Genomic DNA, 24,050 nt, shown 5'->3' on the forward strand with positions numbered 1-24,050 from the left:
TCATTAACGATTAACATCGTTGAAGCACGGCACTGACAGCACAATTACCACTACAAGGAAGCGATGGTATGAAACTGCGTCACCTACGCATTCATAATTTTCGGTCAATCATTGATGCAGAGATTGAGGCCCACGACTACACGATGGTTGTCGGAGCTAACAATGCCGGTAAAAGCAACCTCTTCGGGGCGCTCAGAGCCTTCTATGAGGACGTCAAGTGGTCAACTGATGACTTCCCCAAAGTAGGAGCAACAGATGATGAGTCTTGGGTTGAGCTCACCTTCCTGTTGGACGAGCAGGAGTGGGCTGGGCTCGCAGAGAAGTACAAAGTGGGGGCGGATGACCGAAGACTTTCAGTACGTCGGTACTTTGCTTCTGGCTCTCGAGAGGTCAAGAGCAGCCAGAGCAACATCCATGCGATTGTGGGTGGTCTCCCTGAGAAGGAGCTCTTCTACGGGGCCAAAAACATCGGTACGGCGAAGGTTGGTAGGCTGATCTACATTCCTGCTCTAACAACGCCCAACGAGCAGATGAAGACCTCTGGGCCATCCCCCCTCAGGGATATGCTCAATTTCATGTTCAAGCAGCTTGTGGCCGGTAGTGGTGCTTACAAAGCATTAGAGAGCGCTTTTGGGGCGTTGGACGCCGAAGCTCGAGGAGACGATGGGTTTCTCTCGAAAATCTCAGACCCCATAAACGAAGCGATCTCTCATTGGGGAGTGAGATTCGACATGGGTGTAAACCCCATTTCCCCTGAGGAAATCACCAAGAATCTTGTAAAGCATGGGTTCGTAGACGCGATGCTCGGCGATACGGTCTTCGCGCTTGAACGTTATGGACACGGCTTTCAACGCTCATTCTTGTATGAGCTGATCAAGCTTGCGCCGACCTTTGTCGAAACGAAGGCGGGTGCCAAGAAAGACTTCGACCCTGATTTCACTCTGATCCTATTCGAGGAGCCTGAGGCGTTTCTCCATCCCTGTCAGCAGGAGAGTATGGGGTACAACCTGCGTCGTCTCGGTGAAGGGGCTGGGCAGCAAGTCTTGATTACCACTCATTCATCGACTTTCGTTGGAAAGGCCGCAGACGATCTCTGCCAGATAGTTCGTGTACAGCGCAAGAGTGGGGTTTCGGCCGCAGCTCAAATTCCGCGAGGTCAGTTGGCGAATGTCTTGGGCGAAGGAGCCAACTTAGTCAATGCGCTTGATGCATTCGTAGCAGATGGCTCAGTCGGTGAAGGACAAAAAACGGAGGCAAGAAGGCTGCTACAAAGCGCCCCCGATGACCAAGAGATAGCCGCTCAGGAAGAGCGATTCCGGTATCAGCTCTGGTTGGACTCTGAGCGAGCGTCAATGTTTTTCGCTGAGCGCATCTTGCTGGTGGAGGGGGCAACCGAAAAAGCTCTATTTACGTATCTTCTGGCGAGGGACTGGAACCACCTTGCCCACCATCGCATTGCGATTGTCGACGTTTTGGGCAAATACAACTTCCATCGCTACATGGCGCTGCTGGATGGTTTCTCGGTGCCCTACGGCCTGATGCTCGATGACGACGGCGACAAGAACCACCACAAAGCCATCAACGAAATGTTGATGAGTCGAGCGGTAGGAAGGTGCTTGGCTGACCCAGTGCTCCTGCCTGGTTGCATGGAGAATTTCCTCGGCACCAATCTTCCCGGTCGAGAGGACAAGAAACCAGTTGAGATTCTCAAGGCGTTGGAGAGCAAGCAGATCCCAGAGCAGAAGTTGGAGGAGCTTCAAGGCATCTTCTTGAAGGCCCTTGCATTGAGCTGAGCTAGGCCCCCCCATGTGTGAAACGTTGGCGTTCCTAGTCGTGGATTGGTGTCGGGAATGGAGTGCTTCTGAGGGTGGAACGTGCTATGGGCTATGGGCTCGATGATCGCGTCGAACTGTTGCGCGATATGGAGAACGGTGCGGGACCAACCGACGACTTCGGGCTGCTTAACGCCTGCGTGCAATGCTTGCAGCCTGGGGAAGCGGCTTCCTTGCTGAGTCAAGAGGCCGAGAGCGCCTCCAGGCTTCGTAATGGCCTCCTCAAAAAGGTTGCGCAAGATGTTCGAGCGTCGCCTTCCTTGGATCACTACGAATTGGCGGAGCGCCTGATTGCACGGCTGGGAAAAGCAGATGCTCGTGGCAGGCAGGGGATCGGCTACTGCCTATCCACATTGCTGCCGGATTTACCGGCGGAAATTCAACGTAGGGCACAGCTTGCCTTCCTTCGCTCTCGCTTTGTTGGCCTACGTCGACGCGGCTACAAGGCTGTTGCTGCCGACCTAGCACCACAAATGGATTTCCTGAGGGAGGCATGGGCCACGTTTCAGGATGCTGAGTGTGCGTGGTTGCTGGTCAAGCTTCTATCCCCCCAGGATCTCGTAGTCATGAAAGAGGAGGTCCTGCCACTTCTGTCGGAAGGTTGGCAGATTTCGCGTTTGTACCTCCGAATAGCTGAGGTAGATCCATTTGCAATTGAAGAGCTCAACGCAGTAGACGGAATCGCTTATAGCTACGTACTGGCCAAGCTTGGGCGCTCACTTTCGATTGAACAGGCGCAAGCTCTCATCACAAGGTACGAAACAGATGAGCGCCTTGGACTGTTAGTGTGGTCAATTGGGCAGATGCAGCTCTGGGATGCATTGGTCTGGCTCAGAGGTCGTTTAGCTGAAGTGCAGCAGAATAGACACGCCCACCTTATGGCTAAACTAGGAGCTTGATTAACCTAAAGGCTTGCTCGTCAAAAGCGTCTTGATTCTCTCCAGAGTTTTTGAGGTGCGGCCATGTCAGTGACGTGGCAACGCAAGCAGCACTGTCCGTATCCACGAAACGCGCCTCGGCGAGGACGAGTTGCCCGTATGATAATCCAGACTTGAAGGTCCGCACCCTAGAGGGAAGCAGTCGGTAGGAAACGGCGGCTGCCGGTCGGAAGTAAACACTAGAATAGGAAAAAATAGATCTGCCCGCTCCTTGCCAATTCCCTCATAAAAACTGGGCTTCATCTTCATAGTCAACCAGCAACAAATCAGCCCCAACCCCCAATATAAAGCTCCTCGACCAACTTGACACAAAACACCCTTTAAGAAGAACAACCAAATGCTCAACTCAATAACTATCAACTCATCTAGATTTAGCGGAGAAATCTCCGTCTCCACCCAAACCGATCCTAGCACCCCTTGGATTACGGTGCTTGTCGGCGAGAATGGCACCAAGAAAAGTTTTATTTTGAGACTAATTTTAGAGTCAGCACTTGGAAACAAGATATATAGCCAAGCAAAAAAACAAAAGATATCAATAAAGACAAAAAATAACTGGCACGAATACTCTAACGCCAAGCCAATAGCAATATCCGGAACGCCATTAGATAGATTCCCAAGAACAGGAACCTCCGCCCTGCGAAGCTACGGCCCAAGTCGAAACAACGGAGAAAATTTTGTATATTTTGGCCAGCGCGCATCAAATGGAATGGCTGGTGTCGCCCAAAGCGAAAGAGGGTTACTTACCGCACTTTTCGAAAACAACAAATGCATGGGAGTTGGCCCTCACATATTCAGAGAAATACTTCTCTACTTAAACTTCAAGCCAACAATTTTTGTAAAACTAAAATTAAGCAAGAAAATGGCAGACGCCTCCAAAAATGCAAAACTAGACAAAGGAGGATTCACCGAGAAACAGCTCGCATTTAAAATCTTAACGGGGTTGATTGATGAGGTCCGCGGAAACCTCGAGGAAAATCCGACATCCCCCGAATACAAGCTTCGAATGACAGGGGCGATAGAGTATTTCTCAAAACATAATCGACTTGAGTACCTTTATAAAAAAATCCTAAAAGGCTCCTCTGAATTACCGACACTTATATTCAACGGCTCATCGTTTGACGACCCCAATGAAATGCCTACCGCTTGCGTTGAATTATTAATACGCGCCGGCATCCTGGAAATTGATAAAAGTATCTTCTTCAAATTCAAGACTGAGCGCCCCCCGCTAGATGCAGCAGATTTCTATTTAGAGAAACTTCCACTTGAGGCTGTAGACGGCGAAGAGCTTAGCTCAGGCCAATGGAGCTGGCTGGCGAGCTTCGCAGGCCTCTGTGCCGAAATTAGGCCGGGCAGCCTAATACTTGTTGATGAACCAGAGAATAGTCTGCACCCGATATGGCAACGTGACTACATACCCATGCTTTATAAAATTATGCGGGAATGTCCAGGCTCTCACGCCGTAGTCGCAACACACGCCCCGTTAATTGCCTCAGGAGTTAATCCGGAGTGGGGAAACGTAATCGCCTTATCTAAAACAATGACTGGCGACCAGAAAGAGAAACTGAGTAGCATACCAATAGAAAACACCTTCGGCTGGACGGCATCGGACGTATACGAGCAAACTTTCGGCGTCAAGTCCACAAGAGCAAAAGGTTTTACCACCACGGCTGACATTGCATTGGCTGAAATCAGAAAGGGGCGCTCAATCCAAGATCAAGAAATGGAACTTCTTATTGAAGGACTAAAGATGGATCGCAACCTACTATTGATTTCAGACCCAATGCGAAGCGTATTTGACGGAATCATCAAAAAGCTGCTTAACGACAAAGAACGAAACACAAATAATGGCGCACTTTAATAGACTTAAGTATCGCCCCATCGATAATCCGCTACTAAAGCAAGTCAGCTCTCGAGATGGACAAAACTGGAACGGCAGCCATTCGTCAATCGACAAAATAAGAACCCTATTATGGAAGCTTCAGAACTATCGCTGCGCCTACTGCCAGACTCTAATCGAGAAGGACGAAGTAGGATATAGAGAACTTGACCACATACTCCCAAAGTCAAGATCTCAACATTGCACAGCGGAAAATGGCATTAGCAATAAGTTCGACGAACGGTGCCATACTTTTGGCTACCCTCAATTCACACACACACCCTTGAATTTTGCGGTCGCCTGCAAAGCTTGCAACTCGAACAAAGGCACATTCGATCCCCTTCGAAACCGTAACCCACACAGACCGGGAATGGACTATCCAGATTACAGTGAAATACTTTGGTATCACCCGCATGGGGAAAACTATGACGCCCATATTGAAATAAGCCAGGAGCATTTATTTACTGGCATTACCGACAAAGGTGATACGGTAATCAGAGTCTGCAAGCTCGATCAAGCCGAAACCCTTACAACAAGATTTACGGAGCGTGCCGAAGTGCGAATTAGCCAAGCAACAAACCTGAACAGCGCATTATCTCAACTTGCGCTCGATGTTGTAGGAATGATCTGCGGAAGGCAGGATGCGTTAGACGCACTCAAAAACTCGTTCCATATAGATAACGACTCTGCTGAGCTCATGCTAACTGAACAGATAGCCTATCACGCAACTGACAACATTGAGCACTTACTAAAATCACGCCAGCTAACCGCAAACTTCCTTGAAAGAAATGCCTTGGATGGAAACGCGGTCGCTGCAATCATAGAAAGAGAAACCAATCAATAGAACTTTATTTATATAAATCCTTGAACTTAAGCCGCCCAATAAAAGCGAAAGCATGGTGCAAAAATATTGAGCGGCAATTCCGGGCTGGTCATCTATTTACACGACATCCGGCCCTGAAGTTCCCAATAAAGCCCCAAGGCCGATCGTAGGCAAAAACTGTCAGTTCCCGCATTTACGTTTTGGATTGGCTGCTATCCGAATGCTCACTCCTCCTTTTCTTGTAGCTCTCGCTCTTACAAGTCCCCCTCATACCCTTCTTCCGTAAGCGCTCCACAAACCCCACCTTCATTTGAACTGACCGCTTGCGGATGCTGGGCTCCCGTTTTTCCAGTGGAGCCCCGTCATGATGCGTCCGGACGCCAAGGTCAAAGCCGTCTACCTCTATCCAAAGCCGGTCGACTTCCGGAAATCCATTGATGGTCTGGCGGCCTTGGTGGAGTTGGATATCAAGGTGGCCGTGTTCGATCCGGTGTTGTTCGTCTTCCTCAACAAGACGCGCAATCGGGTGAAGATCCTCTACTGGGAACGCAACGGTTTCTGCCTGTGGCTCAAGCGTTTGCAGGCTGAGCGCTTCAAGACCAAGCCCGATGCGGAGGAACCCATCGTGTTGACGGTGCGGGAACTGAATCAGTTGTTGGCAGGTTTCGACCTCTGGGGGAACCAGCCACACAAAGTGCTGACCCCACGTTTTGTAAGCTGAGCCGGTATAATCCGGCGCCATGAAATCCGGCGCTGACTCCCTTCCCGACGACCCCGTTCTGCTCAAGCAGATGCTGCTGTTGGCGCACGGAAAGGTGGCGCAACTCCAAGAGCAGGTTGCTCTGCTGCGCCACAAACTGTTCTCGCCAAAGTCCGAGCGCAGTCCCGAGGATGCCGACTCCCCGCAGCTGGCCATGTTCAACGAGGCTGAGGAGTTGCTCGAAGAGCCTGCTGGCGGATCGAGTGAAGCCGAGGCCGAAGAAGTCGTCGCCCCCGTGAAGCGACGTGGCAAGCGCAAGCCTCTTCCGGCTAACTTGCCGCGCGTGGATGTCATCCACGAGCTGCCTGAGTACGAGCGCACCTGTACCTGCGGCGCCTGCAAACAGGTGATCGGCGAGGAAACCAGCGAGCAGCTGGAAATCATCCCGATGCAGGTGCGGGTCATTCGCCATATCCGCAAGACCTATGCCTGCAAGGCCTGCGAAACCGCCCCGGTCACCGCTGACAAACCGGCGCAACTGATTGAGAAAAGCCTGGCCAGTCCCAGCGTGCTGGCCATGCTGCTGACCACCAAGTACGCCGATGGCATCCCGCTGTATCGTTTCGAGAAGATGCTCAGCCGCCACGGCATCGACATCCCCCGCCAGACCCTGGCGCGCTGGGTGATCCAGTCCGGCGAACAGCTACAACCCTTGCTCAACCTGATGCGCGACCAGTTGCTGGGCTACCCGGTGCTGCACTGCGACGAAACCCGGCTCCAGGTACTGCATGAGCCCGGGCGCGATCCCACGGCGCAGTCCTGGATGTGGGTGCAGAGCGGCGGCCCGCCGGAGAAACCTGTCGTCCTGTTCGACTACAGCACCAGCCGTGCGCAGGACGTGCCGTTGCACCTGCTCGAAGGCTTCAGCGGCTACCTGATGACCGACGACTATGCCGGCTACAACGCCGTGGCCGCGCAAACGGGGATCGAGCGTCTGGCCTGCTGGGCCCATGCCCGGCGCAAGTTCATCGACGCGCAGAAGGTGCAGCCCAAGGGCAAGATCGGGCGTGCCGACATGGCCTTGAACCTGATCAACAAGCTCTACGGCATCGAGCGCGACCTGAAGGAGGCTAACGACAGCGAACGCCTCGTAGCTCGTCAGCAACGTAGTCAGCCACTGCTCGATCAACTCAAGGCCTGGCTGGACAAGACTCAGCCGCAGGTCGCCGCGCAGAACGCCCTGGGCAAGGCGGTGAACTACCTGGCCAGCAACTGGAGCCGGCTCGTGCGCTATGTCGAAGGCGGACATCTGCCCATCGACAACAACCGCGCGGAGAACGCCATCCGCCCGTTCGTCATCGGGCGCAAGAACTGGCTGTTCAGCGACACGCCCAAAGGCGCTACGGCCAGCGCGCAGATCTACAGCCTGATCGAAACCGCCAAGGCCAACGGGCAGGAGCCCTATGCCTGGCTGCGCTACATCCTCGAACGCCTGCCGTTGGCCAATAGCATCGAAGACTTCGAAGCCCTGCTGCCGTGGAACTGCCCACCGACAAACGCATCCTGATCACGGCAACTCGTCAAAGGAAGACGGGGTTTATGGAGCGGATACCTTCTTCCCCAGTCCTCAGCATGCTTGGGCCGTCCTGACAAGGAGGCCCGTCCGACATGAGCGCAACACCCCTTCCACCCGAGACGACCAGGAGCAATATCCGGCGTTGCTGCCCGGACTGCGGGTCGCCGCTGGTCAAGCGGAGCTCTGAGTGCAAGCACGTGCTGCTGTCGACCACCTACCTGGTGTGCCGCAACGTGGTGTGCGGTGCGACCTTTGCGGGGGTGGACGAGATCACTCACCGGCTCAGCCCGCCGAGCTTTCCCAATCCCGAGATCGACCTTCCCTATGCGCCCCGTGTCGTTCGCAAGGGCGTGCTCCAGGCGCTCGGCCTGCCCACACAGCAGGAGCGCAGCCATGACTGACCTCAGCATTGGCCAGCCAAGTGGCGCGGCCGAAATTCGTCTGGTGCGCATGCCGGAGTTGCTGGGCCTGACCGGTCTCTCACGCAGCACGGCGCATCGGCTGATGAAGAACGACCCGACGTTCCCCAAGCCCGTAAAGCTCAGCGACAGCACCGCACGCAATGCTCCTGTGGCTTTCGTACTGAGCGAAGTGCAGGCGTGGATACAGGGACGCATCGAGGCGCGGGGGCAGAGCCTATGAACCGCAGCGGCGCGGCAACCTTTCAGCACCACCAGGGCCTGCACCTAGGCAACCGCCTGCTGCGTCGACGCGAGGTGGAGTTGAAGACGGGCAAGAGTCGGGCGGCGATCTATGCGGAGATCCGCGCCGGTACCTTCCCGGAGCCGGTGCCCATTGGGCGCAACAGCGTGGCCTGGCTGGAAGCGGAGGTCGATCAGTGGATCTCCGACCGCCTGGCCGAGCGCAACCGGGCAAGCGCGATGCGGGGGGCTCGCACTTCTCGACTCATTCAGGAGATCCAGCCATGAACCACTACACCCTCAACATCAACGGCCAGTCGATTCGCTTCACGCTGGACGACTTCGCCGCCCTGGAGGCCGTCATGCTCGAGGCCACTCGCAAGCCGGGGAAAGAAGCCTTCCGCGACTCCAGTGCAGGGCGCATCTCGGCCACTCTGGAACCGGGCGCCACGCCCGGCCGCCTGAAATCACCGACGCCGCCTGCCGGCCGCCAGTACCTGAGCCATCAAGGCCAGATCCTCACCGACTGCTGACCCGCCCTCTCACTGCCTAACCGCTGCCCGGCCCCGCGCCGGGCGGCCAGGGGATTCTCATGCCTCAGAAAAGACAAAGCCCCGGCAAGCGCGCCAACGCTGCCAGGGCCGATTACCGCAGAACTCACGCGCCGCAACCTAGCACGACGTCCCATGCTCCGGCGGCATTCAGCACACCGCATTTGTGTGCATCAGAAAGGTCTGACAGTCGCTCGCAGCCCGCCAAAGCCTTGCCAAGCCTGGGCGAGCAGACCTATAGTCCGCCCGCCACGGTCAATCCCGTGGCCGACCTTGGCCGGTCGAACAACTCTAGGCGCACAGGCGCCCCAACCACCATTGCAGGCGCTTTTTTTGTACCTGCAGTGTCGTGTTATGGCAGCTGTGCGCGGGACACCTTCGGGTGTGCCGGGTGCCTAGAGTCCCGGTCGGCCAACCCGCGTACAGCTGTCACCCTCCTTCGCTTGGCCGCGAACGGTGGCAGCTCCTCAACTCTAGGAGCTTCACCATGCACACCCGCAATCCGTCCTCACGTTCCATCCGCGCAATCGCACACAAGGCCATGGCCTTCTCTGCACTCCGCGCAAACTCCAGCCTTTCCACCCGCCTCGCCCGCTACAACCACCACATGCACCTCGCCCGCCTGGCTGCTGCCGAGCAGTTCACCGAGGAGGTGCGTCATGTCTAGCCTCCGGTTCCCCCGCCTTACCCGCTCTCGCCACTTCGCCACAAGCCGCCTGCCGGCCAGGGAGGTGAGCCATGTCTGACTTCATCCCTGCCCTCGCCCAGTTGATCGAGGCCCTGCGTGCTTGTGCGCCCGCCGAAGGTCCGCCCCACGTGGCCCTGGAGCGCGTCATGGACGCCCTCGAGATCCTCAATGACAACCCCAAGGCCAAGGCTGAGCTCCGCGCTGCCGTGGCCGAAGCCGCTCAGCAGGGCGCGCTGCATATCGACGGCGTGCCTCTGTTCTTCCTGCGCTGCCTGCTGATGGAGGAAGTGCGCCATGACTAAGCTCGTTCCGCTCACCAGTAACGCCACCGATGCGCCCGTGCTGCTCCTCGATGCCGGCCGCCCTTACCTCGAGCTGCAGGAGGCCGCCGAGCAGCGCCTGAGCACGGCCAGGGGCTTGCTCTGGAGCCTGTCGTCGATGGTGATCACCCATGCCGATGGCAAGGACGTGAGCCTGCTGGCCGATGCCGCCTACCTGTTGGTGGAGGATGCCAGCGATCTGTTCCTGGCCGCCCGCCAAGCCGCGCTGCGCGGCGGGGGTGAGCCATGACCAGGTCAAGTATTCCCGAGCAGATTCGTCGGGTCGCCGAGCACGCCCTGCGAGCAGCAGAAACGCTTTTGCCAGAGTGGCTGCCGGACGGCGCTCGCCAGGGGCGCGAATGGGTGGCGCGCAACATCGCACGGGGGGACCGGCGTGCCGGTTCCTTCGGTGTGTCCCTGGACACCGGACGCTGGAACGACTTCGCCGACGACAGCGCACACGGCGGCGATCTGGTGTCACTGCTGGCCTACCTGCAAGGCTGCGGCCAGCTGGAAGCGGCGCAGGCCATCGACCGGCGTCTCGCCCTGGGCGTGATCGGTGCGTCCGGCTCGGCCATCGCCCTGCCCCAGGAAAGCGAAGCCGAACGACTGGCACGCGAGATTCGTCAAGACGAACAGCGGGAGCGCCTTGAGCAGCGCCACCGGGCAGTGGCCATCGAAGCCGCCCAGCTGTGGGAGTTGGGCCGGCCGGCCGATCCACGTCATCCCTACCTGCAGGCCAAGGACGTGGCTCCGTACAACCTCCGCCAACTGCGCGGCGGGCGCCTGCTGGTTCCGCTCTGCCTGGATGGCCGCCTGGTCAACCTGCAGTTCATCGACGGCCAGGGGGCCAAGCGTTTTCTCGCGGGCGGCCGGGTAACAGGCACCTATTCGCCCCTGGGCCGCGTGGAAGGCCGCTGCCGGCTGTTCGTCTGCGAAGGCTGGGCCACCGGCGCCACGCTGCACGCCCACACGGGTTGCGCGGTGGTGTGCGCAATGAACGCGGGCAACCTCGCCACCGTGGCCATGTCCATGCGGGCACGGCATGGCGAGGACGTGGAGCTGGTGATCGCGGGCGACGACGACCGCCAGAGTCCGGGCAACCCGGGCCGGGCCGCGGCCAATCGGGCGGCATTGAAAGCCGATGCGCTGGTCGTTTACCCCGAGTGGCCGGCCGATGCCCCGCTCGAGCTTTCCGACTTCAACGACCTCCACCTCTGGAGGGCGCACAAGTACAAGGAGCAGCGCTCATGAAGGACCAGGACCACAAGCCCCACCTGAGCCTGGTGGGCGAGCCCCAGGCGCCGACGCCGGAAAGCATCGACCGCCCCTGTTTCGCCGTCTACGACCAGGAGCGCCACCTCGAGGGCCGGCTTTACCGTGCCGGTACCTGGTACCACGGCGTGCGGCAGAGCGGACCGGACGAGAAGGCCATTCCGGTGGATCACTGGATCTGCGCACCGCTGCACATCGAGGCCGAGACGGTGAACAGCGAAGACGGCAGCATCGGCCGCCTGTTGAGCTTCCACTACCGGGGCCGGCGCATCGAGTGGGTGATGCCGATGGAGGCGCTGGCCGGCAAGGCGGATGAGGTGCTCAAGGCGCTGATGCGCCAGGGGCTGACCATCGAATACCAGCAACGGCGCTATGTGGCGCCGTACCTGGCGAGCCAGCACTCACCCGAGCTGGTGATTGCCACCACGACCCGGCCGGGTTGGCATGAATCGGGGGCTTTCGTGCTGCCTTCGAGGGTGATTGGCGGCGACAACGTGCGTTTCCAGGACTCCGGCCGCGCGGTGAACCTCTTCACCACACGCGGCACGCTGGAGAGCTGGCGCGTCGAGGTGGGCCGCTACTGCCTGGGCAACCCGGTGCTGATTCTCTCTGTCTGCTGCGCCCTGGCTGGGCCACTCCTGGCCAAGGTGGGCGTGCATGGCGGCGGCGTGCATCTGGTGGGCGACTCCTCCAGCGGCAAGTCGCTGGCGCAACTGGTAGCCGCTTCGGTGTGGGGCAACCCGGGCACCTTCGCGGCGTCCTGGGACGTCTCCAAGGGTGGCGTGGAGATCGAGGCGGCGTCGCGCAACGACACGGTGCTGATCCTGGACGAGATCAAGCGCGCCGACCCCAAGCGCGTCCAGGAGATGGCCTACGCCATCGCCAACGGCATGGGCAAAGGCACCATGACCCGCGAGCGCGAGGGTCGCGCCAAGCTCACCTGGCGCGTGCTGGCCCTCTCCAGCGGGGAGCGCTCGCTCTCGGAACACGCCGCCATTAGCGGCAACAGCGCCCACGCCGGCGCCGAGCTGCGCCTGGTGGACGTGAACGCCGGCACCCGGCCCTTCCGTGCCTTCGATGAGGTCCACGGCATGACCGGCCAGGAGTTCCACCGCGTGCTCAGCGATACGGTGGCCCAGCACTATGGCCACCTCGGGCCGGCCTTCGTCGAGCAGTTGGTGGAGCAGCCGGACCGGGGGCGCCTGTTGGAGGCCTTCCAACAGCTGAGGGAGCGCTTCCACACCGAGAGCTCGCAGGCCGGACGGGTGGCCGACCGCTTCGCCATCATGGCGCTGGCCGGGGAGATGGCCATCTCGCTAAAGCTCCTGGACTGGCCCATCGAGACGGCCGCCTCCGCCTGCCGTCAGCTCTTCAACGAATGGCTCGCCAGGATGGGCGACGGCAACGCGGAGGATCGGCAGATCCTTCGCGGTATCGCCGACTTCATCGCCCTGCACGGCGATAGCCGCTTCTCGAACATCCACGCCCAGGTCGCGGACACCACCGTGCGCGAACGGGCGGGCTACTTCGAGGTGGACTTCGACCGGCGCTTCTACCTGTTCAACTCGCCAGCACTGGCGCAGGCGGCGCCAGGGTTCGGTGCGGATCGAATCGTGCGCGCCCTGGTGACGGCGGACGCACTGGCCAAAACCGATGGCGACAGCAAGGTCGGCCGGCGCGCGAAAAAGTACCGCCTGCCAGGAGGTGGCAGTGCCCGCTTTTACGTGGTCGACCCCGAGCGGTTGGAGAAAGAAGGAGAAAGTCAATGACTTTGTGCGAAGCCACTTCCCAGCGTGCGCAAATTTGGTGGGAACGTGGGAACAAGGGAACAAGCCAGCAACGGCGGGGCTTACAGCTGTTCCCACCTATTAGAGAGGAGTGGGAACGTGGGAACACAACTCTGTTCATTTATTAGCCAAACCAGCCTGTCTGTTCCCACCAAAAAAACACTGGGAACAGAACGCACCTCTGAAACCCGCATGGTTACTGGGTTGTTCCCTCCGGGCCACGTTCCCACCGATTTCGAAATCAGACGTGTGAACAAGGGGGGGGTGAGTGATTTTTGTTGACAGATCTCTTGACACTTGATCCACGAAGCCCATTGCAGCGCTTTCGCTCGAGGGATGCTTCGGCGTCCTCGAGCACTTTCCTTGGCCGGCAATCTCGGCCATTCACCCTGGAGAAATGAAATGAGCGACCACACCTCGGCACTGCCCGAACCCATCCGCGAAGCCCTGGCTCACCACCAGGAGGCCAAGGCCAGCTACCAGACCCTGCGCGAGCGTTTGGCGAGCCTTGGCCAGCGCTTGGAGAAACACCGCAAGACCCAGGCAGCCGCCACGGTGCAATCCGATCTGGCCGGCACCACCTGGCGCGCCAAGTTCCACGCCGCTGATGGCGAGTTGAACAGGGAGATCCGCGACCTCAAACGGGAAGAGCTGGACGCCCGCGAACTGGCGGAAGAGTACGGCCGCCTGGTGGAGGCCCTCGAGCCGGAGTTCGGGCTGCTGCAGCTGGATACGGCAGAGGCATTTCTGGACGCCGAACAGCGCCGCGAGGACGCACACGACCTGTATGCACGCCATTGTCTGGAGAGCGCCGCCACTGAGCTGTTTGCCCTGCCTGAGGGCCAGGCCCTCATCAGCGCCCTCGCAGACTACCGGCAGACCCTCCGCCGCGAACTGGCCAAGCACCCGGCCTACGAGCCCGACGGCCGCGCACAGACCCAGGAGCAGATCCGCGTGGCACTCGAACAGCGTCAGGGCCAGGTACTCAACGCTTTGCTGCAGAAAGCCACGGCCGACCCGGTGGAGCGCCAGGACGACCCGATCTGGCAGGGTCTGGAAGCCCCCGTGCCGAGCGGCCATGAGCTGCCCAAGGCGCAGATTGGCTCCCACCTCAGTCGGATGCGCCGCCGTCAGGAGCTGGAGGCACTCAGCAAGCCGCAGAAACGGCCCGTCAGCGCCGAGTAACCCGTCCCTACCCCGCCCCCTTCAAGCCGCCTCCGGGCGGCTTTCTTGTGCGTCCTGGGCGGCTTGGTGGCGGTTGGCGGGGTTGGTGGGGTTGGCTCCCCCGGCCACCTCGGCCATCTCCTGGCGCGCTGTCGTCCCCCCGCCACGCCTGCGGGCTAGATAGGTGGTTTTTTCTGCATGCCTGCAAGAGCCCCTGAGCCGGCCTCGGTACGCCTGTTGGCCATGGATTTACGAAAGCTTCTTCCCTGCAATTCCCTGCGAGGGGGCATGAGAAAAGGCCCCCCAGGATGTGGCGTGTATGCCAGCCTGTATGCCTAGAAAATCAATTATCTAGTTTGTTCTTATATATCAGTAACTTATAAAACACATTCGAATCCAGTCGCTCGACCAAACCCCGAAAAACCCGCCTGAACAGGCGGGTTTTTTATTGCCTGCGATTTTCCCAAGGGCACGCCCCCTCGCCGGTCTCGCGGAGATTTCCTTCTCAGGACCCGGTCACCACCGCCCCAGTCGAGGCGCGCCTTGAATGCAGGGGCAGGCACGCCGGCACCAGGGACCGACGGCAGCGGGACGATGGTCAGCGAATGGGGCCGTCAGCTGGCGAGGAAGGACGCCACGGCGCTCGCATCGAAGGGCCAGCCCAGTTCGCCGCCGGTGTCGCAGCGACGCAGGACGGGTATGCGCAGGCCGTAGGATTCGACCCACTCCTCGCGGTCGGCGATATCCACCAGTTCCACCAGCAGGCCGTGTTCGACGAAAGGCATGAGCACGCCTTCGGCCACCTCGCACAGGTGGCAGCCGAGGGTGCCGAAGAGTTGGCATTCAGGAAGCATCGGGACGCGCCTCGAAGATCAGCGAGGCGCGAAGTCTAGCACGTGCTCAGTCGTCCTTGGATTGGCTCTCGCCCTTGCCCAGCAAGGGCTCCAGGCCATCCAGCAGGCGCTGGTTGAGGCTGTTGGCCCTGGCCAGTCGGGCCGGGTCCAGGCGTTCATCCAGGGCGAAGGTGCCCTTGAGCAGGTCTTCCAGCGTGGAGCGACCGTTCTCCATCAGTTCGCCGGCGCTGCGCAGGGCATCCAGCAGGCCGCTGGCATAGTCCCTGAGGTTGCCGTTGGTGGCGCTGGCGGCCTGGCCGCCCTGCTGGGCGACGGCGCCGTATGCATCGGTGGCCTGGCTGACGCGGGTCTGGGTCAGGCGCAGGGACATCGAGGCCAGCTGCTCCCCATCCATGTCCAGGGCCATGGCGCGATCGAAGGCACCGGCGAGGTCGCCGGCGTAGAACCTGCTGGAGATGTCCTGGACCTGGCCCAGCAGGTCGCTGAGGGCGGCCTTCTCTTCGTCGTCCAGTTCGCCTTCCACCTGGATCTGCCAGCCACCGATCTGCAGGCTGGAGGACTGGCTCCGGGCCGCAACGATGGAGGTCGTGCCGTCCGAGGCCGCCGCGACACTGCTGCGCGACCAGTTGGCCGAGGCCTGGGCGATGGATATGCGCAACGTGTCGCCGTCGCGGGTCTTCACGTCGAGGTCGAAGGTTTCAGCCTGGGCCGATGAACGTTCGCTGTAGCCGGCCATCGCCACGGCACTGGCCGGCTGACTGCCTTGCTCGCTGGGGAAGTAGGTCTTCTGCAACCGGTCGAGACCGCTCTGGATGCGCGAGAAGGTGTCGTCGACGTCACTGGCTACCTTGCCTTCCAGTACGCCGAGGCCGTCGAGAATCTTGCGGGCCTCCTCGAAGCCTTGCTGCACGCCGGCACGCGCCTGGTCCAGCAGCCCCTGGAGCTTCTCCGGCGCGGCGCCATTGGCCGCCTCGCTGCGCAGGCGCTGATCGATGAAGCCGATGATGCGCTCAGCGACCTTGTCCGGGGTGTAATCCGAGGCCTTGCCGCTGAGCGCCCCCGGCTCCAGGCCCAGGCGCTCGGCCAGACGGTTGGAAAGAATCTCCTGGGTATCCGCCTGCTTGCGGGCCACGGCATTGGCGAATCCGGCGACGCTGGTGCGCGGAGTGGGAGATGCGAGGGAGGCCAGAGCGTTCATGACGGGGTACCCGGGTTCGTCGGTGTCACCCTGTTGCGGCCGAAGGCCGAGGAACTTGAGGGCCATTCGACCAGCGGCATTGATCTGCGACGGCGCGCCCGCTGGGCCAGGGACGCTATAACTGAACCATGCCCCTTTTGACCGGGAGTCTCATCTTGTCAGGCAACCTGCTGATCATCCTGGCGGCGTCGCTGGTCATCATCGCCCTCTTCCATCGCCTGCGCCTGCCGCCCGTACTCGGCTACCTCTGCGTGGGGCTGCTGCTGGGTCCGGCGGCCCTGAGCTGGGTCGATTACGACCGCAGCCTGCCCCAACTGGCGGAGCTGGGCATCGTCTTCCTGCTGTTCACGCTGGGGCTGGAGTTTTCGCTGCCGCGCATGGTCGCGCTGCGGCGGGTGGTGTTCGGCTTCGGCACCCTGCAGGTCCTGGCCTGCGGCCTGCCGTTGGCGGCCTTGCTGATGCTGTTCGGCCTTTCCACCACCCCGGCGCTGCTGCTGGGGATCGGGCTATCGCTGTCCTCCACGGCGATAGTCGGCAAGGAGCTGGTGAGCCTCGGCGAGGTCTTCGCGCCCCATGGGCAGAACGCGATCGGGGTACTGATCTTCCAGGACCTGGTCGCCGTGCTCCTGCTGACGCTGCTGCCCGTCCTGGCAGGAGGGACGAGCCAGGCCTGGTACCTGGCCGTGGCCATCACCCTGGCCAAGACCCTGATGCTGTTCTTCGGGCTGCTCGCGGTAAGCCGATGGCTCCTGCCCCGCCTGTTCCACGAAGTGGCACAGGTTCGATCCGCCGAGCTGTTCGTCCTGCTGGCCCTGGTGATCGTGCTGCTGACGGCCTGGATCACGCACCTGCTGGGGCTGTCGATGGCCCTGGGCGCCTTCCTCGCCGGGATGATGCTTGGCGAGAGCCACTACCGGCACCAGATCGAAGCGGACATACGGCCGTTCCGCGACATTCTGCTGGGCCTGTTCTTCGTCACCGTGGGCATGTTGATCGACTGGCATCAGTTCGCCGAACAGGGCGGGTACATCCTCGGGCTGACGCTGCTTCTGCTCCTGCTCAAAGGCAGCCTCATCACGCTGATCGCGCGCTGGCGCGGCGACGATATCGAGACGGCCTGGCGCTCGGGCGTGGCCCTGGCCCAGGGCGGCGAGTTCTGCTTCGCGCTGGTGGCCCAGGCGCAGCAGCGGGGCCTGCTGGAAGCCACCCACTCCAGCCTGCTGCTGAGCGCCATCTTCTGCTCGATGGCGGTGTCGCCGCTGATGCTGCGGGCCGCCCCGCGCGCGGCACGGATGCTGCGCCGTCGCAACCACACAGCGGACCTGGCCGGCACCATCGCCAGCAGCAGCCAGGACCTGTCCGGGCACGTGGTGATCTGCGGCTATGGCCGCGTCGGCCAGTCCATCGCACGGATCCTGCAGCAGGAAGCGATCACCTTCATTGCCCTGGACGACGATCCCGTCCGGGTCGAGGAGGCGGCGGCCGGCGAGCGCAACGTTCACTTCGGCGACTCCCGTCGGGCTGACCTGCTGGAAGCCGCGGGCACAGTGCGGGCACGGTTGCTGGTGGTGGCGGTGAACGACACCGACGTCGCCCGGGCCGTTGTGGAGTCCGCCCGCCACCTGCACTCCACGCTGCCCATCCTGGTCCGTACCCGCGATGACAGCCGGCTCTCGGAGTTGCAGGCGGCCGGGGCCACCGAGGTGGTGCCGGAGGTGCTGGAGTCCAGCCTGCTGCTGGCGTCCCACGCCCTGGTGCTGCTGGGGTTGCCGCAGGCGCGGGTGGAAGCGCAGATGGACCGGATACGCCGCAATCGCTATCGGTTGCTGCATGGTTACTACCACGGCGCCCAGGGCAACCTCCTGGACATCCGGGGACAGCCCCGGCGGTTGCTGCATGCGATCAATCTCAGCGAGGACGCTTATGCCTGCGGGCGAAACCTCCGCGAGCTGGACCTCGCCAACCTGGGGCTGGAGGTCCAGGGCGTGCGTCGCCTGGGCGTCCCCCTGCAATCGTCCGACGACCTGCTGCTTGAGGATGGAGACGCCGTGCTGATCTGCGGTGACCTGCAGGCCATCGAGGCGGGTGAAGCCCTGCTGCTGACCGGCAAGACCTGATCAGAGCCCCTGGCTGAGCATCAACTGGTCAGCGGCGTCCCAGGCCTCGAGGGCCTGTCCGGCCGGCCCCTGGATATGGGCCATGCTGATGGCCCCCTCCATCAGGTACTGCAACTGCCGCGCGAGCTTCTCGGGGTCCTGGGCTCCCAGCCGCTCCAGTGCGTCGCGAAAGTAGCGCAGGGTGGCCGCCTTGTAGGAGGCCGAGAGGCGACGCACAGGGTGGTCGCGGTCGTGGAACTCGGCCGCAGCGTTGATGAAGGCGCAGCCACAGAAATCCTCGCCGCGAATCAAGGCATCCAGCCCCTCGAAGACCTTGCCGATGGCCTCCCGGGGGGGCAGGTGCTCGAACGCCCAGGCCATGCGCTGGGCGGCCGGCGCGAAGCGGGACTCGAGGGCGGCGACGATCAGCTCGTCCTTGGACTTGAAATGGTTGTAGAGGGTCATCTTGGCCACGCCGGACTCCGCGAGGATGCGGTCGATCCCGGTGGCGTGGAAGCCTTCGCGGTAGAAAAGCGCGAGGGCGGTGTTGACCAGTTGATCGCGTTTGCTCGATGCCATTGCAGCCTCCTGAACCGCCGCATTATGCGCATCCCTTCCAACCGGCTCAAACCGCGCGAGCAGCGACCTGGAATGCGGGTGGACGATCTAGCTCTTGAAATATACAGACAGGTCTGTCTAGTATCCAGCGCAACTTCCAGCCACCGGGATGGACCCGCCGGGACAGGTCAAGCTGCCCGCCGCTGGATCGCAGCCATTCCCCCTTTCATCACAAGGACCTAGATGCCATGGCGCTTCGCTCCCTCATCACATTGATTCTTCTGAGCAGCTTCAGCCTGTTCGCACAGGCGGAGGGCGTGCGCTTCGCCCTGGTCAAGACGTCGGAGACCGAAACCCTGGATGCCTTCACCGTCGCCGGTGGCAAGTGGACCGAGAAGGTGAAGGCCAATCACACCGCCGTGCTCATCCAGCACCACGCCGCCACCCTGCTCTTCGACACCGGCCTCGGACGCCAGGTGGACCGCCAGTTCAAGGAGGAGATGCCCTGGTGGGAAAAGCCCCTCATGCAATATGGCGCGGTGACGCCGGCCCGGGACCAGTTGGACCGGGCGGGTATCCGCGTGGACCGAATCCTCCTCAGCCACGCTCACTGGGACCATGCCTCCGCCCTGGCGGACTTCGCCGAGGTACCGGTCTGGGCGCCCTACGAGGAGATCGAGTTCAGCGAAATCGCCACGCCGCCGGCCATCCTTCCCAGCCAGTTCGCCCATCGCGTCAATTGGCACCCCTTCGAGTTCCAGCCAGAACCTTTCATGGGCTTCGACCGGAGCCTGGACCTCTTCGGTGACCGCAGCCTGGTGCTGGTGCCGCTGGACGGCCATACCCCCGGCTCCACGGGGCTGTTCCTGACCCTGGAGGATGGGCGCCGCTTCTTCTTCACCGGCGACGCCAGTTGGCGCCTGGAAGGCTTCACCGGACCGAAGGACAAGTTCTGGCTCAGCAGCCGCCTGGTGGACAACGACCGTGCCGGCACGCACGCCCAGTTGCGCAAGGTCCACGACCTGCTGAAAGCCACGCCCGGCCTTACCCTGATCCCCGCCCACGACGCCCAGGTGCAGGATCGGCTCGGCTATTACCCCCGCTGGATCCAGTGACCTGCCGACCATCGTCTAACTGACAGGATTTGAAATGAAATGCTTTAGTCAACTCGTTGTAACAGGGCGACCCGACCGACCTGAAACCCAACGAGGAGACAATAACAATGAGCAAGACCTCGCTCGCCCAAGCCGTGGCCCTCGCCACGCTTGGCGCCAGTATCACCCTGCCGGGCGTGGCCCAGGCCGAGTTCATCAAGGACAGCAAGGCCAGCCTGGAACTGCGCAACTTCTACTTCAACCGCGACTTCCGCCAGGACAACGCCCCCCAGGCCAAGGCCGAGGAGTGGGCCCAGGGCTTCCTCCTGCGCTATGAATCCGGCTACACCGAGGGCACCGTTGGCGTGGGTGTGGACGCCATCGGCCTGCTCGGCGTGAAACTGGACTCCAGCCCCGACCGCTCCGGCACCGCCCTGCTCAAGCGCGACCGCGAAACCGGCCGGGCCCAGGACGAATACGGCGAAGTCGGCCTCACCGCCAAGCTCCGCGCCTCCAAGAGCGTGCTGAAAGTGGGCACCCTGCTGCCCAAGCTGCCGGTGGTCCAGTACAACGACTCGCGCCTGCTGCCGCAGACCTTCCAGGGCGGCCACCTGAACTCCATGGAGATCGACGGCCTGACCTTCGACGGCGGCCAGCTCAAGCAGGTCAACCAGCGCGACTCCTCCGACTATGAGGACATGACCCTCACCACCGGCGCCGCCCGCGCCATCACCGTCAGGTCCGGCACCACCAGCGACGCCTTCAACTTCGGCGGCGCCAGCTACAAGTGGAACGACAGCCTTACCACCGGCTACCACTACGGCGAGCTGGACGACCTCTACAAGCAGCACGTCCTCAGCGCCGTGCATCTGCTGCCCCTGGGCGACAAGCAGTCCCTGAAGAGCGATATCCGCTACGCCCGCTCCACCGACGACGGCGCCAGCAACGTCGACAACAAGGCCTTCGGCGCCCTGTTCACCTACGCCCTCGGCGGCCACGCCTTCGGCCTCGGCTACCAGGCCATGAGCGGCGACACTGGCTTCGCCTACATCAACGGCACCGACCCCTTCCTGGTGAACTACGTGCAGATCGGCGACTTCGCCAACAAGGACGAGAAATCCTGGCAGGCCCGCTACGACTTCAACTTCGCCAGCGTCGGCATCCCCGGCCTGACCTTCATGACCCGCTACCTCACCGGCGACAACGTCGACCGCGGCGCGGCGGCTTCCGAGGGCAAGGAGTGGGAACGCAACACGGACATCGCCTACGTTTTCCAGGAAGGCCCGCTGAAGAACTTCGGCGTCAAATGGCGCAACGCCACCGTGCGCTCCAACTTCGGCAGCGACATCGACGAGAACCGCCTGATCCTCAGCTACGTGCTGCCACTCTGGTAAACCCCGCTCCAACGAAGAAACCCGCCTTCCGGCGGGTTTCTTCGTCATGGCGCAGGCGACCTGTCCCCTGAGGACCTTATCAGTCCTGGGAAGTCGCCCCGATCTTGTGGATCGACAGGTCCGCGCCGTAGTACTCCTCCTCCTGGCTCAGGCGGATACCCAGGCTGGACTTCAGCAGCCCGTAGACGACGAAGCCGCCCACCAGCGCCACCAGCACGCCGAGGCCCGTGCCGATCAACTGGCTCACCAGGCTGACGCCCCCCAGGCCGCCCAGGGCTTCCTGACCGAAGATGCCGCAGGCGATGCCACCCCAGACGCCGCACAGGCCGTGCAGCGGCCAGACGCCGAGGACGTCGTCCACTTTCCATTTCACCTGGGTCGCGGTGAAGGCCCAGACGAACAGCGCGCCTGCCACGGCGCCGGTCGCCAAAGCGCCCACCGGGTGCATCAGGTCGGAACCGGCGCAGACCGCCACCAGGCCGGCCAGCGGGCCGTTATGCAGGAAGCCGGGGTCGTTGCGGCCCACCAGCAGCGCAGCGACGGTACCGCCCACCATGGCCAGCAGGGAGTTGACCGCCACCAGGCCGCTGACGCCCTGCAGGGTCTGGGCGCTCATGACGTTGAAGCCGAACCAGCCCACGATCAGGATCCAGGAGCCCAGGGCCAGGAAGGGGATATTGGACGGTGCGAAGGCCACCAGGCGTCCTTCGCGGTAGCGACCGTCACGATGCCCCAGCAGCACCACGGCGCCGAAGGCCAGCCAACCGCCCACCGCATGGACCACCACCGAACCGGCGAAGTCGTGGAAGCTGGCGCCGAAGCTGTCCTTCAGCCAGTCCTGAAGACCGAAATTGCCGTTCCAGATCAGCCCCTCGAAGAAGGGATAGACGAAGGCGACTATCAGCAGGGTGGCGCAGAGCTGCGGATAGAAACGCGCGCGCTCGGCGATGCCGCCGGAGATGATCGCCGGGATGGCTGCGGCGAAGGTGAGCAGGAAGAAGAACTTCACCAGGGCGTAACCATGATCGGCCGCCAGCACGGCGGCCGGCTCGAGGAAGGTCACGCCATAGGCGACCCAGTAGCCGACGAAGAAGTAGGCCAGGGCCGACACCGCAAAGTCGGAAAGGATCTTCGACAAGGCGTTGACCTGGTTCTTCTGCCGCACCGTCCCGACTTCGAGGAAGGCGAATCCGGCGTGCATGGCCAGCACCATGACGGCGCCCATGAGGATGAACAGGGTGTTGGAACCGTGGATCAGGGTTTCCACGGCGCTATTGAGGTTTTCCATTGGCGAAGGCAGCTCCCGCAGCGAGGAAAAAGCACCAAAGCGGTTCACCAGAAGCCCTTTGCGCACCATCCTGAAGCCTTTCGACACCACCACGGATCAGCAGCGGATTCCGATTTGGTGCGGATGGGGCATTGCTGGACATCTCTAGAACGGCATTTTTCTTTGAGTTTCATAAGCCTGGGCGTAACGCCCGATTACGGGCACGCACGAAAGAACGCCCCGAATCGGCGCATTCCGCTCCACCGACGCAGCAGCCGAATGCAAGCGCTATACCAGTAGGCAGGGGAAATTTCCGAGTGAACCTCAGGAGAGCTCCTAAACTCTTAACGCTTGAGTCCCTACAAGGAGAATCCCCATGCCCAGCAAGAACACGACCCGCCCCCAGGACGACGTGCTGGCCGACTTCCAGGCCCTTGTCAGCGATACCGAGAAACTCCTGCAGCACACCGCGAACCTCGCAGGCGACCAGGCCGATGAGCTGCGCCTGCAGATCCAGGACAGCCTCAAGCGCGCGCGGGACACCCTGCGCACCACGGAGCAGAACCTGCGTGAACGCAGCCAGGCTGCCGTCCAGGCCACGGAGGACTACGTTCAGGAACACCCCTGGCAGAGCGTCGGACTGGCCGCCGGCATCGGCTTCCTGCTCGGCCTGCTGGCCGCGCGACGCTGACCATGAGTGACGACGCCACCGCCTCTCCGGCGGAGGAGCGGGGCTCCTCGGCCAAGCGCCTGGGCGCCTCGCTCCTTGGGTTGCTGCAGGGTCACGTGGAGCTCTTCGGCATCGAACTGCAGGAGCAGAAAGCCGACAGCCTGCGCCTGCTGCTGCTTGGTGGCCTCACCCTGATCTGCGCCCTGCTGCTGCTGATCGGGTTGTCCGCGCTGGTCCTGCTGCTGTTCTGGGACAGCGCCCGACTGGAGGCCCTGATCGGCCTCTGCCTCTTCTATCTCGCGGCCACCCTGTACTGCGGGTTCCGCCTGCACCACGCGGTGAACGACGAGGATTCGCCCTTCAGCGCCACCCTCGAAGAACTGGCCAAGGATCGCGAGCGCCTGCTGCCATGAGCCTTCCCGAACTGCCCCGAAAGGCCAGCCGTCGCGAGCTGCGCAAGGCGCTGGTGCGCCTGCGCCTGGAGATGCATCGCCAGGAACTGCGACACGAAACCCTGCAGCTGACCCAGCCCCTGCGCAGGGCGCGGGACCTCGGTCGCCAGTTGAACCTGCCGCACGCACCACTCTGGGGCGTGGCGGCGGTGGCGGCCCTGGGCTTCTTCGCGGCGCGCAAGGGCGCCCTGCGACGAGGCCTGCGCCTGGGTGCGCTGCTCTACCCCTTGCTGCAGGCCCTGTTGCACCCACCGCCCGAAAAAGGGCCGGACTGATTCCCGCCAACCAGCGGCAAC

The 24,050-nt window shown here is 61.7% G+C and carries 26 protein-coding genes and 1 pseudogene; 23 read left to right on the forward strand and 4 right to left on the reverse strand.

Annotated features, from left to right (window positions below):
* Positions 1-68 precede the first annotated feature (68 nt).
* The 17 genes and pseudogenes from KF707C_RS17540 to KF707C_RS17610 all read left to right on the forward strand — a co-directional run bounded on the left by KF707C_RS17540 (position 69) and on the right by KF707C_RS17610 (position 14,192).
* Positions 69-1,793: an ATP-dependent nuclease gene (locus KF707C_RS17540; RefSeq protein WP_003456296.1), complete on the forward strand. Its 1,725-nt coding sequence runs from the start codon at positions 69-71 to the stop codon at positions 1,791-1,793.
* Positions 1,794-1,879: 86 nt separating this feature from the next.
* Positions 1,880-2,731, forward strand: a complete 852-nt coding sequence (locus KF707C_RS17545; protein WP_036993987.1) for a hypothetical protein — start codon at positions 1,880-1,882, stop codon at positions 2,729-2,731.
* A gap of 376 nt (positions 2,732-3,107) precedes the next feature.
* The gene (locus KF707C_RS17550; RefSeq protein WP_003456297.1) at positions 3,108-4,628 is read left to right on the forward strand and encodes an AAA family ATPase; all 1,521 of its coding nucleotides are present in this window, start codon (positions 3,108-3,110) and stop codon (positions 4,626-4,628) included.
* A pseudogene (locus KF707C_RS30160) lies at positions 4,615-4,836 on the forward strand (hypothetical protein); the annotation flags it as partial. The gene KF707C_RS17550 and the pseudogene KF707C_RS30160, both read left to right, overlap by 14 nt.
* A 180-nt stretch (positions 4,837-5,016) precedes the next feature.
* A complete protein-coding gene (locus tag KF707C_RS29800; RefSeq protein WP_231992278.1) occupies positions 5,017-5,490 on the forward strand; it encodes a hypothetical protein in 474 nt (157 codons plus the stop codon).
* Positions 5,491-5,833: 343 nt separating this feature from the next.
* Positions 5,834-6,190, forward strand: coding sequence for an IS66 family insertion sequence element accessory protein TnpB (gene tnpB / locus KF707C_RS17555; protein WP_003449170.1), 357 nt, complete (start codon positions 5,834-5,836; stop codon positions 6,188-6,190).
* Between the two features lie 19 nt (positions 6,191-6,209).
* Positions 6,210-7,736, forward strand: a complete 1,527-nt coding sequence (tnpC, locus tag KF707C_RS17560; RefSeq protein WP_003449169.1) for an IS66 family transposase — start codon at positions 6,210-6,212, stop codon at positions 7,734-7,736.
* Between the two features lie 101 nt (positions 7,737-7,837).
* On the forward strand, positions 7,838-8,146 hold the full coding sequence (locus KF707C_RS17565) for an ogr/Delta-like zinc finger family protein (protein ID WP_081608134.1): 309 nt from the start codon (positions 7,838-7,840) through the stop codon (positions 8,144-8,146).
* A complete protein-coding gene (locus KF707C_RS17570) occupies positions 8,139-8,387 on the forward strand; it encodes a helix-turn-helix transcriptional regulator (protein WP_003456302.1) in 249 nt (82 codons plus the stop codon). Before KF707C_RS17565 ends, KF707C_RS17570 begins: the two co-directional genes overlap by 8 nt.
* Positions 8,384-8,674 carry a helix-turn-helix transcriptional regulator gene (locus tag KF707C_RS17575; protein ID WP_003456303.1) on the forward strand — a complete coding sequence of 97 codons (291 nt, stop codon included), beginning with the start codon at positions 8,384-8,386 and terminating at the stop codon, positions 8,672-8,674. The genes KF707C_RS17570 and KF707C_RS17575 overlap by 4 nt, the downstream gene beginning before the upstream one ends.
* Entirely contained in the window at positions 8,671-8,919 is a 249-nt protein-coding gene (locus KF707C_RS17580) for a hypothetical protein (RefSeq protein WP_003456304.1), read from the forward strand. The genes KF707C_RS17575 and KF707C_RS17580 overlap by 4 nt, the downstream gene beginning before the upstream one ends.
* Positions 8,920-9,424: 505 nt before the next feature.
* On the forward strand, positions 9,425-9,604 hold the full coding sequence (locus KF707C_RS17585) for a hypothetical protein (RefSeq protein ID WP_003456305.1): 180 nt from the start codon (positions 9,425-9,427) through the stop codon (positions 9,602-9,604).
* 71 nt (positions 9,605-9,675) lie between these two features.
* Positions 9,676-9,927 (forward strand): hypothetical protein, encoded by a 252-nt coding sequence (locus KF707C_RS17590; RefSeq protein WP_003456306.1) that lies wholly within the window; start codon positions 9,676-9,678, stop codon positions 9,925-9,927.
* On the forward strand, positions 9,920-10,195 hold the full coding sequence (locus KF707C_RS17595; RefSeq protein WP_003456308.1) for a hypothetical protein: 276 nt from the start codon (positions 9,920-9,922) through the stop codon (positions 10,193-10,195). The genes KF707C_RS17590 and KF707C_RS17595 overlap by 8 nt, the downstream gene beginning before the upstream one ends.
* The gene (locus KF707C_RS17600) at positions 10,192-11,199 is read left to right on the forward strand and encodes a toprim domain-containing protein (protein ID WP_003456310.1); all 1,008 of its coding nucleotides are present in this window, start codon (positions 10,192-10,194) and stop codon (positions 11,197-11,199) included. Before KF707C_RS17595 ends, KF707C_RS17600 begins: the two co-directional genes overlap by 4 nt.
* Positions 11,196-12,989 carry a DUF927 domain-containing protein gene (locus KF707C_RS17605; RefSeq protein WP_003456314.1) on the forward strand — a complete coding sequence of 598 codons (1,794 nt, stop codon included), beginning with the start codon at positions 11,196-11,198 and terminating at the stop codon, positions 12,987-12,989. The genes KF707C_RS17600 and KF707C_RS17605 overlap by 4 nt, the downstream gene beginning before the upstream one ends.
* A 420-nt stretch (positions 12,990-13,409) precedes the next feature.
* Complete coding sequence (locus KF707C_RS17610) at positions 13,410-14,192, forward strand: hypothetical protein (RefSeq protein WP_003456319.1); 783 nt, start codon at positions 13,410-13,412, stop codon at positions 14,190-14,192.
* Between the two features lie 593 nt (positions 14,193-14,785).
* Here KF707C_RS17610 and KF707C_RS17615 read toward each other — a convergent pair.
* A complete protein-coding gene (locus tag KF707C_RS17615) occupies positions 14,786-15,025 on the reverse strand; it encodes a glutaredoxin family protein (RefSeq protein WP_003456320.1) in 240 nt (79 codons plus the stop codon).
* A 46-nt stretch (positions 15,026-15,071) separates the two neighbouring features.
* On the reverse strand, positions 15,072-16,223 hold the full coding sequence (locus KF707C_RS17620; RefSeq protein ID WP_036994045.1) for a DUF5610 domain-containing protein: 1,152 nt from the start codon (positions 16,221-16,223) through the stop codon (positions 15,072-15,074).
* Positions 16,224-16,378: 155 nt separating this feature from the next.
* Between KF707C_RS17620 and KF707C_RS17625 the strand changes: the two genes are divergently transcribed.
* Entirely contained in the window at positions 16,379-18,340 is a 1,962-nt protein-coding gene (locus KF707C_RS17625; RefSeq protein WP_003456324.1) for a monovalent cation:proton antiporter family protein, read from the forward strand.
* Here KF707C_RS17625 and KF707C_RS17630 read toward each other — a convergent pair whose 3' ends face one another.
* Positions 18,341-18,898, reverse strand: a complete 558-nt coding sequence (locus KF707C_RS17630) for a TetR/AcrR family transcriptional regulator (RefSeq protein WP_003456326.1) — start codon at positions 18,896-18,898, stop codon at positions 18,341-18,343.
* 227 nt (positions 18,899-19,125) lie between these two features.
* Between KF707C_RS17630 and KF707C_RS17635 the strand changes: the two genes are divergently transcribed.
* Positions 19,126-19,992: an MBL fold metallo-hydrolase gene (locus KF707C_RS17635; RefSeq protein WP_003456328.1), complete on the forward strand. Its 867-nt coding sequence runs from the start codon at positions 19,126-19,128 to the stop codon at positions 19,990-19,992.
* 107 nt (positions 19,993-20,099) lie between these two features.
* Complete coding sequence (locus tag KF707C_RS17640) at positions 20,100-21,365, forward strand: OprD family porin (protein ID WP_096368044.1); 1,266 nt, start codon at positions 20,100-20,102, stop codon at positions 21,363-21,365.
* Between the two features lie 79 nt (positions 21,366-21,444).
* Here the strand turns inward: KF707C_RS17640 and KF707C_RS17645 are convergent, their stop codons facing one another.
* The gene (locus tag KF707C_RS17645; RefSeq protein ID WP_036993990.1) at positions 21,445-22,653 is read right to left on the reverse strand and encodes an ammonium transporter; all 1,209 of its coding nucleotides are present in this window, start codon (positions 22,651-22,653) and stop codon (positions 21,445-21,447) included.
* A 355-nt stretch (positions 22,654-23,008) separates the two neighbouring features.
* Between KF707C_RS17645 and KF707C_RS17650 the strand changes: the two genes are divergently transcribed.
* The 3 genes from KF707C_RS17650 to KF707C_RS17660 are packed head-to-tail and all read left to right on the forward strand — an operon-like array spanning position 23,009 to position 24,029.
* The gene (locus KF707C_RS17650; RefSeq protein WP_003456344.1) at positions 23,009-23,323 is read left to right on the forward strand and encodes a DUF883 family protein; all 315 of its coding nucleotides are present in this window, start codon (positions 23,009-23,011) and stop codon (positions 23,321-23,323) included.
* 2 nt (positions 23,324-23,325) lie between these two features.
* Entirely contained in the window at positions 23,326-23,715 is a 390-nt protein-coding gene (locus tag KF707C_RS17655; RefSeq protein ID WP_003456345.1) for a phage holin family protein, read from the forward strand.
* The gene (locus tag KF707C_RS17660) at positions 23,712-24,029 is read left to right on the forward strand and encodes a hypothetical protein (protein ID WP_003456347.1); all 318 of its coding nucleotides are present in this window, start codon (positions 23,712-23,714) and stop codon (positions 24,027-24,029) included. Before KF707C_RS17655 ends, KF707C_RS17660 begins: the two co-directional genes overlap by 4 nt.
* Positions 24,030-24,050 lie beyond the last annotated feature (21 nt).

Origin of the sequence: Pseudomonas furukawaii (assembly GCF_002355475.1) — a bacterium.
Taxonomy (GTDB): domain Bacteria; phylum Pseudomonadota; class Gammaproteobacteria; order Pseudomonadales; family Pseudomonadaceae; genus Metapseudomonas; species Metapseudomonas furukawaii.